Raw genomic sequence first — 15,950 nt, forward strand, 5'->3', positions numbered from 1 at the left:
TGACAAAGGTAAAATTATTGCTCACTTTAGGCAATATCGCATATAAGGTGCTTATCGCGGCCAGGCATAAAAAAAGCCTCACATTTCTGTGAGGCTTTTGATGGTCCCAACTGTAAATATATCGAACCATTTCCAGTCTGATTCGCGTTTAATAGTAAATTTAGCCCGAAAAGCTTTTGGGTTCAAATCATAAATGTGGCAGGTTTCTAATACTACCTTTCATAATTGGTAGAAAGCTTACCTATATTATTTCTGCAACTCCAACAAACGCGATTTAATTTCATTTGACGTGGGATTCAACTCGTTGGCTTTTTTGTATGAAGTGATAGCTTTTTGCTTTTCTCCTTTCATAGCATAAGCTGCGCCCAAAGCGGCAAAGGCCCTTGAAGAATACGGGTAATTAATTGTATTCATTTCCAGTAGCTTAATACCATTATTTAGGGTTGCCGGATTTTTCACTAACCATTGTGCCCAGTTGTTGAAATATGCTTCGTCAGGCAAAATCGGATACCCAAACCTTTGCGATAATCCTTTATAGTGTTTCATAATGATCTCCGCATTGACCTCTTTATCACTTACCGGAGGAAGATCCCAATGGTGATAGATAAATCGAAGTCCATCATAGTATGATTTAATAGGAACAGTCATATGACTCTCAATCGGATAGGGCATATATTCGAAACCTAATCCTTTGATGTTTCGCTTTTTGAGCAAGGAATCAAACTTTAAGACATCGGTATGAAACGGTGATCCAGGTGAAGAAGAATCTTCATTACCATCGCTAAAAAAAAGCGTTTTCGACAAAGTTGATCCTGCTTTCAATCTTTTCTCCGCGAGCTTCAGAAGGTATTTCTGATCCCACCAGAAGGATGGGCTCACGGCAATGTAAGCGTCGAACATATCCGGATAATTAATCAGGCAATTGATGGTTGTCAGCGCTCCGAATGAGTGTCCTGCAAAAATGCGGTAAGGTTGAGTTTTGTAATTTGAAACGACATAGGGCATGAGTTCTTTCTGAATGAATTGAAAAAAATGCTCGTTTCCTCCGCTGTTCTTATACGGGGAATTAGCAGTGGTATCCGGTTTTCCAGAATAATCAGCATTGCTGTGAGATGGAGTGAGGTCACGGTTACGGTCCGTATTTGTTATTCCTACAACGATCAGTGGCGGAATAACATACACATCTTGTCGGCTGAGGTATTTAGAATATTCTACCATTTGGGTGAAATGATTGTCGGCATCCAGAACATATATCACCGGATATTTTTTCTCGGGATTGGCAGAATCTTTCGGTGTGTAGATCAGTATCCTTCGATCTTCGTTAAGAATGTCGGAATGTATCGTTACAACTTCTCCCTGATCAGACTTAATTGGTTCTGCCTTTTGAGCATTTGCTTTAAATGAAAAAAAAAGCGGTAGAATAAAAAATACGAATGTGAAATTCTTTTTTAGGAAACCGGATTTCATATGATCTGGAATGGTGAATTAACTCCAATAATAAGGTTTTTCTTGGTCACTTAATTTAAAATCCTTGAAGAATTTACTTTCAGCAATACGTTTTTGCATAATTCATAACATTGATTAAAAGCTACTTGTGTCATGCATATTATGAAAAGGCCTTAAAACAGAAAAGCCTGATATTTCTATCAGGCTTTCGTGGGAGTTACTGGGTTCGAACCAGTGACCCTCCCGATGTAAGCTTGAGGTCATATCTTTGACTCCACCAAGCTAAAGCCTTTTATTTGCCCTATATGATGAGTTGTACTATCTATGTACTATCAAGGTAACCTTGTAAATAAATTAATGAACTGTATTAGCTAATATAGCTATTTCCTTTGATGCTTCCATATGGTTCAACTTGTGTCTTTCATGATGTTTTTGATTAAAGTGAATAAATAATTATGGTGCCCTAACAAGTGCAAGAATGAATTAAAATGAAAGGAGGAACGGAATAAATGGAAGGCAGTGCGTAGGATAGTGTTTATGCCGGAAATTCCCTGCCTTGTATTTTAGGCTCACACTTAACTTTGCTGAATAATTATTATCTCACTCTCTCTTCCTTTTCGTTCAGCACATTTTACTTTCACTTTCTATATTACTATACCGGTTGACTTTAAAATGTGCAGGTTTGATTGGCAGCTTTAAACTGCGTGAGAATGTAAACTGAGAACATCCCAGAGTATAACTATTTCCTATTTTTTGAGAGTTTTTGTAAGTACCCTTATAGTAGTAAGATTGTTATAAAAACAGGAAATCGGAAAGTGGTTGAAGATGGTTTGAAATGCTATGCCTGTCTACTGTCTTTAAGAGATAGAGTGTTATTTGATTTGCAATTGACTCTATAAGACATTTGAAGCTTGTTCTTATTTAATTCTATTTTGAGGATTGGGGTGGATGGGTTGGGAGTGATTCTAACCTATTCGTCTTAAAAGGTAAACCGTTCAATTATTCATCATGTCAATTATGTTCAGTACCTTTTAATAATATAACCTACCATGTCTTGGTAACTCATTTTACTCTATTGATGGCCTCATTCAACATGCTAAAACAAGGTTAGCTTATAAAAAGTAAAAGCCCAACGCTGTGGTTGGGCTTACTGTTATTGCTGCTTGTTGTTCACACGCCACAGGCGTGCGCCAGCTAAGGTAGTTGGGCTTGGTTGTTACTTATCAATTCTTGTGCATATAACACAAGCGTATGTCAACTATGGCTAATAATAAACAACGTTATAGTGTGTAATTAAAATCATCTTTATAGTTTCAGGAAAAAACAAACAGACTGCCTCATCAGATTCGCCATACCATATGTCTTCCCACATTTTCACTAAATATCTTAAGTCAAACTTATCAATATCGGCAGGATAACTCCAAATCACTATAACAGTTTTAGATTGCAATAATCCCAAAGCTGATAGAGCATTGTTTAATCCCTCTGTAGAATTCAAGTCATCAAACGTTCGATTATGTTTTAAAGCATTCTTTATAAGTTCAAAGAAGGAAGTTTCATAATTCCTTAATCTAGCGTCAAGAAAATCCTTTAAAGAGACAATATCCTCTTCAATTAAATCGTGAAATTGAAAAGGAACATTGTGTGTTTTAATAAATAAATCTTTTTTAAAATTCTCCATTGTTTAAATAGGTTTAATTATAGGAAATGCGCCGTATATCCCACCTGATCCCTTCTTACCCTTAGTCCAATCCCAAAAGTTGATATGAGGAACTGATTCTTTATCCCCCGGTGGTTTGCCAGGGTGGGCGGGATCAAGTCGATACCCTTTTTGTTTATCCCCAGCTGTTGGGCTTCCAAACTTTCCTTTTTCTCCTTTGGGCAAAGGCTTTTCTAACCCTAATTCTTTATGAACTTCAGATAGTGCGCTTTTCACATCTGAAATCTTTATTGTTCTCTCTGCCTGTGTCGCATCCTTTATAACAGTTGCAACAGAACTTTTAACACCTGTAGTTTTAGCAAGTAAGCCGGCAGCTGGTCCATCCATAGGAATAGCACTTGCCATACCAAGTATGGCGTTACCTGTTGCTTTGGCCTTATCCAGAGTAGAAACAAGAGGGCTATTAACTAATGTACGTTGACCACTCGAATAATCAAAGGATGATTCTTCCATTGCTGAAAGATTGCCTCGGCTAGTCAGCGACGTTACAGCTGAACTTATTGTGCTGAAGCCTGAAGTTACACCGTCACGCATTACTCCAAAAAGATTAACTATTATCGATTGGTCATTTCCCGTGATATCATACTCACTTGGCAGTCCACCACAACATCCTTGTGTCTCCATCCCATCAGGATCAATATTTCTGATAGAGTTATCATCACCGTAATTATAAGGACTAAACCTCCTCGTCTTCTCAGCCAGCGGATCCACACTCGTCCACCTTGCAATCACCGGATCATAGAATCGTGCGCCATAATCATATTGGTTCAGTTCATCCTGCAATTCCTTCTTATTGTAAAGGTAATGATTTCTCAAACTCGGTATTGTTCCCCGGGCAACATTTAACCCAAACGGATAATAATCATCTTCACTCGCCTTGCCTTTTACCTGGTCGAACGTTACCCGGTTATTTCCCAGGTGATCTGTCAAGGTATATTCATAGTTCGGCGAAGTTGTCGGGTTCAATATCCGACCTTCCTCGGTCTGCACAAAGTCTATCCCTGTTCCCGTGTATTGTATGCCGTCTATGTATTCCGTTACCGTTGTACCCGAGATCTTCCGCAGTTTTTGACCACTGGCATCATAGGTATAAGTTAGACTTTTACCGGGGATACTGGCCGGCAGGTTCAGCAGGTTATAAGTGATCGTATTGCCCTGGCCATCGCTGGTGGCGTTACCATTGGCATCATAGCCATAACTCCGCGTTACGCCACCGCTGACCGAAGCTAGCTGGTTGGTGATCCCATAATTATAGGTCAGTGTTCCCGCATTGGGCCCAAAGCGGGTCATGGTCTTGATATTGCCATTGGCATCGTAGGTGATACCATTCTCGCTGAAGGCCTCTACGGAATTGCCCGCTATTAAGCGGTTCAGCTGATCGTAATTATAGGTCACATACTTTTGCCCTACGCTGCCTTTATTATACAGTTGTTCGGCAATGTTCCCGTTGTACTCCGGGCTACCGTTATGCGCGGGCACCGGTGTATTGTAATTCAGTGCCATACTAAACAATTTATCTGCCGCCGGGGCTACATTAGGGTCATTAACCTGCGAAAGCCAGCCACGCTCATTATACGCATAGCTGATGTTCTGCAAAAACGAAGACCCGCTGTTGATGCTATGCAGGTGCTTGGTCTTTAACTGTCCGATCTCATTATAATCGGTCTGGCTTAGTAGCACTGTTGTCCCCCCATTGATCTGTTCTTTGGTCTGGAACTTGCGCCCCATGTGGTCGTAGTAATACAAGTTGGAGATAGTCAGTACCGCGCTTGTTGTATTCGTGGTGTTATAATGCTGACGTGTGGTAGAGGTGATGGCATTGGTAAAATCATAACCCGTGGTCACCACATCATAGTTATTGACGTTGGGTGTACCGCCACCCAGGTAGTGCTGCTTATAGTTTTGTATGTTACGGCCAAACCCGTCGTAATAGTTGACATCCCACAGCATATAGGTACTCCCCAGTATATTTACCTTACTGGCTGTAAGCAAACTCTTGGTTTGGGTACTGCCTCCTGATGGCATGGTGCTGAATTTGGCAGGAAACCCGGTGATATTGCTAAAACTATAGTCATCGTAGTAGTTGATACTTAAAGAACTGCTTACTGCCGGGTAGCTAGTGATGCTATAGCCCGTATTGGTATCACTGGTATTGCGCGTATCCCACTGGCTGGCGGCATTATAGATATTGGTTTGCAGCTGTGATTGTGATAAGGCTGATGCATCCGTCCATAAGCCGGTCATGATCACTCTTCCTAAAGCGTCATACTTGGTTACTGTCCATTGCTTGCTGGCTCGCTGAATCGAATCCTGACTGAGCACCGGCTGATCTAGTTTGTTATAGACCATATATTCCCAGCCTTTACCAGGCAGTTTTTTACGGCTTAGCCGGTTACGTTCGTCATAACGGTACTGGTAACATAGGTTATCCAGCACAGGCTGATTAGCTGTAGTCGTGATCCCGGCATCAGCACCACTTAGTGGGGGGAGTACAAAGGCCAGGTTACCCAGGTCATCGTACACGTAATAGGTCGATAGCATCTGTAGCGCCCCCCCGGTATAATTAAACGTACGTTTCAGTACCACATGGCCTTCTTTATCTTTATATTCTTCTGTTGTTCCACCCCTTGAATTACCAAATCCGGTATCTTTCCAGTTTTCGTCCTTGCTTACGGTTACATACAGCTGGCCAGCCGGGTAATAATTGCCCACTGTATTATTGCCTATGGTTAGCGTGCGGCTCTGATTGCTGTTGATGGTCGCGTTATAAAGCGTTACCCGCATGCTTATTGATGTATCGGACATGCTAAAGGCTTTCAGGTTATTGGTGGTATACCCCATTTTTATCGTATGTCCGGTGGTATTCCCTGCAACCGGCTGCCAGGGTGTTCCAGGTGCACCTTGCTCTACTACCCGGTTCAAGGGCGAAGGTTCAAAATTCGTTTGGGCGAAAGGTTGTGGAATTACTACTATACCGTTGCTTTGTTGTGTTCCGCTGGTACCACTGCCTGTTGGATTATAAAAACTACTGGTCCCTGTAGTTAGCGCGTCTGTTTTATAGCTGCCATCGGCGGTAGTTGCCGCATAGGGCAGGTATTTCGTTGCTTCCCTGCCGAACTGGTCATAAACAAATGGCTGCACCAGGTCTTTATTCCCGGCTGAGCCTTTTACCTGCACCGTTTGTAGAGGCCTCCCTAGTCCATCAAAATACTGTACCGTCTGCGTCAGTTCGCAGCTTGTCCTGTTCGCAAAATCTCCTGAGTTGGGCGTAGCGCCTACCGTTTGCATCCCCTCATGCCGTGGCATCGAGGTGACAATATAATTCTGGTTCTGATTAAAACTATTCGCCAGTGGCTGGCAATCCGGATTGGCGATATACAGGCTCAAGCTGCTACCCGGCGCTGCTGTAAAGCTGAAGTTGGGACTCAGCGTAATACTGCCGTAACTGAAATACGAACCGGCAGCCGGTGTTCCCGTCATCGGGGCCGTTACCTGGACTGGTGTTTGCGCTGCTGCATGGAAAGCCCAAAGCCCAAAGCTGAAGGCTAAAAGCAACCTTTTTATGTTTTTCATTGTATATTAAGTCTTTGTAGATTTGTCCTTCAGTTTACTGGCCCTGGTAATGATAGTCCGTATGTTTCACGATATTCCCGTCTTTGTCCTTCACATTAATCAACCGCTGGAAATTGTCATACTCATAAGTTGTTGTCTCACCTTTGGCGTCTGTTAAACTGGTCATTCCTACCAATGGATTATATGTATAGGTCGTCATTTGGGCACCCATAGGATACAACCTTACCTCATCGATATTCCCTATCCCGGAAAGACTGATCGCGGTTTGCCCGGTTATTCTGTGCTCGTAATAAGTCCAGCCATTACTCGTTGCACCTCTTACAGGATAACCAGAAATCGTTCCCGATATATTGAATGGGCTGGCATTCCGCGTCCAATAGGACACCACATAGGTGGTTGCGGCTGTGAGGCCGGTCTTACTCATCGCTCCATTAGTAAGGTTATAAGAATTCACACCAGTAATAGCGCTGGTATTATCACGTACGGTAGAGCCTATTGCCCAATGTCCCGTGCCATCGGCCTCAAAAGATGTATAAGCAATCGATAGGCTGTCGGCATTTTTTACCTGCGCTATTGGATAGGTCTTCTTATAATCCCAAATGTAACTTTCCGAAATACCGGATGTTAGGGATATTGTTAATGGGTTTCCTAAACTGTCGTAGGAATTATAAATGAGTCTTGGTTGATAATGTGTATCCATGCCATACACGGCTGAAGCAGTTCCGTAAGGTAATTGTCCCAACGCTCTATCCGAAAATTTAAATGTAGTCAATGGCACAGGGGTTACAGATTCAAAAACGTACATTTTATCGATAAGTCCCTTTCCCCCTGGCAAATAAGGAGTAAGTTTTCCCAAAGTCACATTCGTATTTGTTCCATCGTACACATAGCTCACTTGCTCTATCGGCACCCCGATCTGGTGGTTAGTTTTCATGTCATCGAGAAATGTGGTGCCAGCTGTGTAATCATTGGGGTAAGTGGATATTGAGGTCAATAATTTACCATCGCTCTTATCGACAACAGTCCTGGTGAGCTGTTGGTGAGCAGGATTATCAAAATAGTTGTTTGTCGTTGTGGTCACGAACTTGGTTGTATCTACCGGATTGAACAACGTTTGTTCGGTTTTTGACTGGTAAAACCAGGAGGAGACTACAGGATACCGCTCTACTTTAAAGGTAGCCAGGGTAACTTGTTGCTGTTTTACGAACTCCGGGCTCTCCTGTGTTAGTTTAAGCCCGTATAAAGAGAATTGGTTAGGCGGAAGGGAGGGGTTGGTATTATCATCCAGATACGCAGAACTCAAATTTACTGTATAGGTGTTCTTAACCCTCCTGTTGATGATATATTGCTGCAAAGCCGCATTGTACAAATAATCCTCCTGGGCCCGCTCTATTCCAGCCATCCAGGTTTTGTCCGTTATGCCGCTGGCCAGCGAAAAATCCCTCACACCGCTTGAAAAATAATGAACGGACTTACCTTGTGTCCCCATAGAGTCGGTCAATATGGTAACTTTCTTATAGCCATAATCATTCCTGTCTCCCTGTCCGATTAAAGGAATTGGAGCGGAGTGGAGCACATGATAATCACATTCGACAACCCCGCCATCTGTACCCAGATGATAAGCTTTGTAAGGGTAATCATAGTTTTGGGGGGTAATCGCGTTATAAAACAGGCTGGTCGCCTGACTGGTATCCGAAAGGGTGTATTTATAAAATTTTTTGACGGGCAATCCGACGACCGTTGAATCTATTGTTTTGGCAATACGGAGCCCACCCATGATATTGTGGTCCAAATGCATAGTCGATTCGTAATGAAGCCAAAGAATTCCGATATTGTTTCTTCTTAAACCAAGTGTGTTCTCGACGATGATCGTATAATTACCAGCAGGAAAAACATTAAGGGCGCCAGGCTGGTTCAATGTTTGGCTTCCATGTCCACTATATCCTAAATGAATCCCGTTGGGACCGTCGATACTGGCAAAGCCCGGATCATGACCGCCAGCGTCCAGATTATAGATAATCGTTGGGGAATAAACGTCATAGTCCAGATGAAAAAAGCAGGTATCCGTTGTATGCGGAAGTGTTCCGCAGTCTACATTATGCTGAACCATTTCAGCGACGTTGCTCCACACCCAATTATCGTTCTGCTCGTACTCAAGTGTTGTTGATCCCCCGGTAGGATACCGGATCTTCGTTAACAGGCCGGTCTTGGTAGATTCAAAGTCAGACTCCAGGTTGCGGCCAGGGTTTCCAACATTTGGAACAACGGGAATGTTTGTGTTACCGCTACCACCGTTATAATAACCCCAGTAATCGGCACCCGAATTAATCCTTGCAGGAAAATTATTGGCTTCATAGTACCCCAATATATAAGGCTGCTTTCCGGACTCGGTAACTGAAGTCAGTTTTAGCCGGCAAAGCAATGCCTTCTGCATACTGTTTGGCGCAGTGTCATATCCGCCGGCCTTAAAATAGTCATGAGTCAGCGCTATCATCTTAATAACTTTTGCTCCTGTACTCACTACCACCTGATCCAACGACGAAGGGACGTTGGCTGTTCCTGCCAGCGAGTTGAGGTCTTGCCTGGCGACTGTGGAATAATTAAAGGAAATGCTCACTGAATTATCGGCAGCGCTAATGGTCTTGATTCGTTTACCGTTCACCGTTTTAACCTTAATACAGGAGCTATTGTGGTCTGTTAATAAGGCGCATTCTCCGGTGAGCTGGCTAAAATATTGTGCCTCTTCGACACCTTCGGAATAATAATAATCCGTGCTTTCATAGGTCAGGTTAACGACATTACCTTTACTGTCGATGATCTGGGTCAGATAAAAGGAGTCGTTCCTGGAAGCAGTTTCTCTTGGCGTCGTCCCAATAGTACAGGAATCCGTAACGAATGAGCTTTCGGTTAACGTGAACAGATACCTTGTGCCTCTTTCGTCCGTAATGGTAAAACCGGATGCACCCCGGTATATTTTTACGCTGCTTGCTGGTATTGTGTGGCCAACTTGTAAGTCTGTATCAAAGAAGAATTTTCCTGACCTACCGCAAAAATTATAGGTCAGTATATCAGGTTCCAGATCTGCCGCGCTCCGACCGCTCACATATGATTTGGCAAATATATAATCCGGGCTCGAACTACTTCCGGAATTTGGATTGAAATTCTTAGGGTCTATAGACACATTCCTGCTGTAAGCAGGGTTAAAGTCGCTCTTATCAACAGAGGAAACTGCTATTACACCGCCCGCCATAAGTGTCCACTCTAATCCCACATTGGTCGATATTTCGTTGACTTTTATGCCGCTTGAACTGTAATTAATCGAGACAGGAACGGATATGTCTCCTTTAGTGAGCGTATAAAATGGGATATCTATATTGGCCATCCCTTTGAATAATCCTACAGGAACATTGCCATATTTACCTAAAGCCCCGGCTTCAGGTGAGGGGGAAATTATTGGTCGTGGCAGTGCATTCTCCGGGGAAGTGTCTCCCCGTCCCTGAGCGTGTGTTTTACAGCAGAAAACAGTAACAAGTATCAGTATAATAAGAATCAGTTGATTTATTTTCATAAAACAATAAGTTTATATTAAGAGTCTATTTTAAAATCACATTAGTCGTAGAATAAATCAATTAACGACATGCTTGTTATGGGTATATCGTTGTTGCTATCCAATAAGTAAGATTTTATCTGTTTTTAGATTGAATTAGTTTGTCGATCTGTTTTTGCTGATTCTCTATTCGCTTGTTCTGCTCAATCAAATACAAAGTCAATTCCTCCACTTTCTTCATCAGCAGTTTATTCATCTCGCCCAGGTTCAATCCATCTTTGGCTATTTGCTGTTCTGATGGAATTTCCGGCAGATGTTGATTCTGATCAATGTAAGCTTTTACTTCCTGAAGGGATGGCAAATGATAGTCCTTTTTGAAAACATAATCAGGCCAGGCCGAATTGAGTTTAACGGTCATGGAAGTGGCGATGACGCTTCCGTTTACGGCTAGTTTATAAGTCGAATTTACTAGATTCCAGTTAGCATTATCCGTCGTGTTTATACCAACGTTTCCTCCAGCAAATGACATTACAGGAATATCTGTACTAGTACCCTTTCTCATAATCCAATTGTATTGTATACTGCTTAATGGTGCATTAAATTGTTGTTCAAGACGTAATCCCCAATTGCTTAAATCACCTAACCAAGTGTATCGTTGTAATATATCAGATTGACCAGATGCTGTTAAGGCGGCTATGTCAAGTTTTCCATTTGGAGTTGCTGTTCCGATACCAATATTACCACTTGTAACCCGAAGTCCACCTCCGGCTATCTCCACATAACTTTTGCCAAATTGATTGCCTGGGTTCAATAAAATCCCCGCGTCCCATTGTAGCTTCATTTGCTGATAATTTGGTGCCGTCCAGGATCCCGGAGTCCTGTATATTCCGTAATTTAACGGAGAACTACTAAGCCAGGTTATCCCACTACTTCCGGTATCGGTAGAAACATTTTGAAAACTTAAATTAGCCTGTGGGTTGTTTGTTCCAATACCAACGTTACCGCCGGTGTAGTAGATATTCGCACCACTAGTTGTCCATTGGGCATGTACTAATGATGAAAAACTTAAAAATAGTGATAGTGAAAAGATGAGTTTCTTCATGATATGATTGTTTTGATGTTGTTATTAAAGTGTAAATAGGCTTACAAATTGTGCAAATATGCTTGACCGGGGTTTTTAATAGCACAAAAGCAGCTAAAAGACGGTAAAAACCGAAATGGCTTTTTTTATTCGTGGCGGTAATATCTTCATGATAAGGAGTTTAGTTATGCTAAAATAAATACTCTTTTATACTAGCAGGCTATATTAACAAACATATTTCTATAAATAACTAATGGTTATTATTTAGAAACAATAAGATGATTTTTACTTAATGATTAACTCAATTAAGATCGTTCCATGGTCGTTTATGGGGTTTATCTATATATTTCTGCTTTATTTATTTTGATAATCGGATGTAATTATTGAGATGCTAATCGAAATAAAAGGACTATTTGAAATTGTTGCTCGTATTTTAAATACCTGGGACATACAAATATACCTGGTTAAAGTTGCTTGGGTGGTGACACTACTTTGTCAGTCAAACTTAATGAGGAAAAGTCTGACGTTGAATAATAAGAAGCTTGTAATTACAATAAGATTCCTTGTACTCCATTTATTGGTTTAGCTGCACGAACTGGATCAAAAGGTTTATCAAACTTAGGTTTAGCTTCTTTACCTTTTAAATCATGTAGCCAGATGCGGCTTTGTACCGGTTCGGTAAGCTCAGTATAGAATCACTTATGAGTTGGTCGGCATATTCTTTAAACTGTTGAATGCGATTAATCTTTGGAGCAACAACGTTTGTGCTCAATCGTTCTTTCAGTTCTCCAAAGCTGAAACTATTTTCACTTTCAAGTTCTATAACCGCCTTTTGTACTTTCAAATAAAACTCAGTTGTCTTCTTGTTTAGAAGGGGGCATTGGGGTGGGCATTGGCTACTTTGCTTTGGGCTTCATCCCAAAATTCTTTCTTAACAAATACCCCTGTGTTTACTGTACTAGTTATTCGATTGTTTGTAATTCTGATTTGGACCGAATAGCTGCCATCTGACTTTGCACGTCTTGTATCTAACAAAACTTTATACGTAACCATAAGATTGTGATTATGGCCACTCCGTTTGTGCAAACAGTGTGCAAACAAACTATAGACGAATAGGGCTTACAGGAATTATCAGCAAATAAAAAACCCCTCAGAATTTAATCTGAAGGGTTTAAAAGTGTGGGAGTTACTGGGTTCGAACCAGTGACCCTCTGCTTGTAAGGCAGATGCTCTGAACCAGCTGAGCTAAACTCCCTTGCTTTTGGGTCTGCAAATATAGAAGTTCTGATCTATTCTTCAAAAAAAAATTTCTAATTTATATTAAACTGCTGATTATTAACAATAAAAACTATATAGCGCGTCTTTTGAGCTCTCACATCGCTATATTATTCCGGCCCGGGCGTGGGTCTTCGGGTAAAATTTCCATATTCGGGGATTGAATATAGCCGGCATACCATTTTATAGCACTAACCAGGTCGATAGCATCTTCGGCGGCAATGTCAATGGTTTCAAATGCAAATAATTTACTATTGGCATAACCATATAACTGCACTTCGTTATCATCGGGCCTAAACTGTTCCACATCAAGGCAATAAACCCTAACCTTTAAGCGGGTATCCCTGGAATGAATAACATCCCGGCAAGGGTTTTTAGGATCGGTTGCCAATAAGTAAACATTATGGTCCATAAATTCATAACAATGTTATGGTAGTATGGTTTCCGGAGTTGGTATTTATATTTTAATAAGCACCAGGCTATTAATTTCCGTGTAACTGAAACCCACATATTGGGAAGTATTTTCTACAACACCTTGATAAACAGTACCCGAATTTGCCTTTTACTTACTTGAATTATAGCTATCGGGCAATTGGCATTGCATTTGAATTAAGTTTATTGCCCTTCTAAAAGGGTTGTTTTTCATAGGTAGATGTAGGGCCGAAACACTGCGAGAGTTTTTCGGCCTTTTTTATTTCCCCAAGGCAAACACTCCAAATTTTTAAATAACAAACCGCGCGGCCTGCCCGCTCCCATCCATTAAAAAATTTTGAAGCTTTTATTTTAACCCTTTCCTGCATAAAACCCGCAGCCATTTATATTCCTGATTTGTTTAATTTAGTTCAGGCTCTTATTTATTTGACAGCCAAAATTAACTTAAAGTAAATCACTCTAATTTGGAGTGAGTTATTTATCTATATACGCCAATCCGGGGTGTTGAAATGGGCGTATATCATCTACAAAACAAATTATTTAAAACTAATTTCTATGAAAACAAACTCACAAGAAAGCATGCTCAATGCAAATATGGCCCGGAGGTCGTTTTTGCGTTATGCTGGTGTTGGTGTTGCTTCCGTGGGCTTATTAGCCACCGCCGCGTCATGCCACAAAGATCATAAGATTAACCCGGGCACCAACGCTATCGATCTGGGCGCTAAAGGCGATATTGCCATTTTGAACTACGCCTACGCCCTGGAACAACTGGAAGCCGCCTTTTACCTGCAGGTAGCCGCTACCCCGTACAGCGGTATCACGTCGTCAGAAACAGCTTTGTTGACCGATATCCGCGATCATGAGGTTTTACACCGTGAATTTTTTAAAGCAGCCCTGGGCGCCAACGCCATCCCGGCTTTAACACCCGACTTTTCTTCCATCAACTTTAGCAACCGCGCCAGTGTATTAGGTGCAGCAGCAGCGTTTGAAGATACCGGCGTTAGCGCTTATGATGGCGCAGGTTACCTGATCGACAATTCGGCTTACTTACTGATAGCCGGTAAAATTGTTTCGGTAGAAGCTCGCCACGCTGCGTTGATCCGCAATCTGATCACACCAGGTTCATTCGCCGGGGCAGATGTAGTTGACCCTACAACCAGCATCAATAAATCAGCAACCATAGCCGATGTTTTGAAGATAGCCAATACCTATTTAAAAACTAAAGTTAGCGCAGTAAATTACGGTTACAAAGCATCTTAAAAAACATCACCATGAATTTATTTAACATCATAGAAGAAATTGAAAATGTTGATCCGGAAGTTTACGGCAGAATAAGCGAACGCCGCGACGTGATCAAAAATATAACCAGCTTTGGTTCAAAAGTAGCCCTGGCTGCCATGCCATTTGCTATTGGTACTATGTTTAAAAAGGCATACGCGCAAAGCTCATCCACACCATCTGTAGTAGCGATATTGAATTACGCGCTTACACTGGAGTACCTGGAATCGGCATTTTACAATGCCGGTAAAGCCAAAGGTACCGCGCTGATACCCGCGGCGGCGGCCACTAATTATTTTAACCAGGTAACTACCGACGAGAACAACCACGTAACCTTTCTGCAAGGTGTTATTACTTCGCTGGGAGCTACACCTGTATCGGCACCAGAAATCGATTTAACAGCCGGTAACGGCTCAGGCGCCGGACCATTTGCTGATGTATTAACCAATTATCAAACTTTTTTAAAGGTGGCCCAGGTATTTGAAGATACAGGCGTACGTGCCTACAAAGGTCAGGCAGCTAACATATTGGCCAACAAGGCAGCGGCAGAGGGCGTAAAAGCCGGTTTATATCAAACTGTATTAACCGCGGCTTTAGGTATCCACGCGGTGGAAGCACGCCATGCATCGGCCATCCGCCAGATACGTGGGGCAACACCATGGATCACCAGTACAGCTACTTTAGGTAATGATACCGGGATAGGTCTTGTAAATGCTAATTACGACGGCGAACAAAATGTAACTCAGGGTGGGGTTGATGTTACTACATTAAAAAACGCAACAGGAGGCAGCACTACCTCGGTTGCCGTAGCTACCGCCGCCTTTGATGAGGCCTTAAGCATGGACCAGGTTTTAAGTATATTACAAGGCAGCTTCCTGGTTAAACACTAAAATTATAGAGTCAAGAAATTAGAATCAAGAATCAGGACTTTTTGATAGATAACACTTACGTGGTTTTATAAACTTCGTAAGTGTTTTTTTGTTCCTGAACATTGCGGCGGATATTCAGTTAAACCAACCATTTAGTCATGCCGAACTTGTTTCGGCATCCCATAAGCAGGGCTTTATACAACAGCATGATAACCTATTCAGAGAGATCCTGAAACAAGTTCAGGATGACTGTGCTTATTTATTCAATCCCTGCACACCAAATTTAATCAGGTCGTCTGGTTTAATAAAGCCTACTGTTCCGTAAACTGGCTTGCCTTTGGCATCAAAAATAATGAGTGTAGGATATGCCCGTAAACCCCATTGAGCGGCAAGCTCCGGGCCCTGGCCTTTTTCCATGTCCATGGCTACGTTTATAAAATTGCTGTTGTAAAAAGCTATTACATCCTTGTTTTTAAAGGTGGTGGCTTTTAGCATTTTACAGGGGCCGCACCAGGTGGCGTAGGCATCAACAAAAATATATTTCTTTTTGGCGGCGGCTTGCTTTAAAGCTTCGCCCCAGGAGTTTTCAATAAAATTAATCTGGCTCGCCTTTTTGTCGCCGTTTTTTTGCGCGTTCCCGTTAAATGGGCATGAGATGAAAAATAAAACGATTATAAGACAGGCAGGAAAAAAGGTTTTCATAATAAAGACTTAAAATATGAGCCATAA

Annotated in this window: 10 protein-coding genes and 1 tRNA gene; 2 read left to right on the plus strand and 9 right to left on the minus strand. The window is 41.9% G+C overall.

The features are described 5' to 3' along the window. Positions 1-246: 246 nt before the first annotated feature. The 8 genes from AC57BQ_RS21385 to AC57BQ_RS21420 all read right to left on the minus strand — a co-directional run bounded on the left by AC57BQ_RS21385 (position 247) and on the right by AC57BQ_RS21420 (position 13,054). Positions 247-1,467: an alpha/beta hydrolase gene (locus AC57BQ_RS21385; RefSeq protein WP_496408190.1), complete on the minus strand. Its 1,221-nt coding sequence runs from the start codon at positions 1,465-1,467 to the stop codon at positions 247-249. Between the two features lie 1,243 nt (positions 1,468-2,710). Continuing rightward, the gene (locus tag AC57BQ_RS21390; RefSeq protein WP_496408191.1) at positions 2,711-3,127 is read right to left on the minus strand and encodes a hypothetical protein; all 417 of its coding nucleotides are present in this window, start codon (positions 3,125-3,127) and stop codon (positions 2,711-2,713) included. 3 nt (positions 3,128-3,130) lie between these two features. Beyond that, a complete protein-coding gene (locus tag AC57BQ_RS21395) occupies positions 3,131-6,739 on the minus strand; it encodes a DUF6443 domain-containing protein (RefSeq protein WP_496408192.1) in 3,609 nt (1,202 codons plus the stop codon). Positions 6,740-6,773: 34 nt separating this feature from the next. After that, the gene (locus tag AC57BQ_RS21400) at positions 6,774-10,307 is read right to left on the minus strand and encodes an RHS repeat domain-containing protein (RefSeq protein WP_496408193.1); all 3,534 of its coding nucleotides are present in this window, start codon (positions 10,305-10,307) and stop codon (positions 6,774-6,776) included. Positions 10,308-10,422: 115 nt separating this feature from the next. Then, complete coding sequence (locus AC57BQ_RS21405) at positions 10,423-11,388, minus strand: hypothetical protein (protein ID WP_496408194.1); 966 nt, start codon at positions 11,386-11,388, stop codon at positions 10,423-10,425. Between the two features lie 846 nt (positions 11,389-12,234). Next, on the minus strand, positions 12,235-12,420 hold the full coding sequence (locus AC57BQ_RS21410) for an Arm DNA-binding domain-containing protein (RefSeq protein ID WP_496408195.1): 186 nt from the start codon (positions 12,418-12,420) through the stop codon (positions 12,235-12,237). Positions 12,421-12,547: 127 nt separating this feature from the next. Next, positions 12,548-12,622: transfer RNA gene (locus tag AC57BQ_RS21415), tRNA-Val, on the minus strand. A 117-nt stretch (positions 12,623-12,739) separates the two neighbouring features. Further along, entirely contained in the window at positions 12,740-13,054 is a 315-nt protein-coding gene (locus AC57BQ_RS21420; protein WP_496408196.1) for a hypothetical protein, read from the minus strand. A 575-nt stretch (positions 13,055-13,629) separates the two neighbouring features. Between AC57BQ_RS21420 and AC57BQ_RS21425 the strand changes: the two genes are divergently transcribed. Continuing rightward, the gene (locus tag AC57BQ_RS21425) at positions 13,630-14,334 is read left to right on the plus strand and encodes a ferritin-like domain-containing protein (protein ID WP_496408197.1); all 705 of its coding nucleotides are present in this window, start codon (positions 13,630-13,632) and stop codon (positions 14,332-14,334) included. 11 nt (positions 14,335-14,345) lie between these two features. Continuing rightward, positions 14,346-15,242 carry a ferritin-like domain-containing protein gene (locus AC57BQ_RS21430; protein WP_496408198.1) on the plus strand — a complete coding sequence of 299 codons (897 nt, stop codon included), beginning with the start codon at positions 14,346-14,348 and terminating at the stop codon, positions 15,240-15,242. A 234-nt stretch (positions 15,243-15,476) separates the two neighbouring features. Here AC57BQ_RS21430 and AC57BQ_RS21435 read toward each other — a convergent pair whose 3' ends face one another. After that, positions 15,477-15,923, minus strand: a complete 447-nt coding sequence (locus AC57BQ_RS21435) for a thioredoxin family protein (RefSeq protein ID WP_496408199.1) — start codon at positions 15,921-15,923, stop codon at positions 15,477-15,479. Between the last annotated feature and the right edge of the window lie 27 nt (positions 15,924-15,950).

The sequence above is a fragment of the Mucilaginibacter sp. BGA-UO-ETr-C110 genome, from assembly GCF_059567985.1.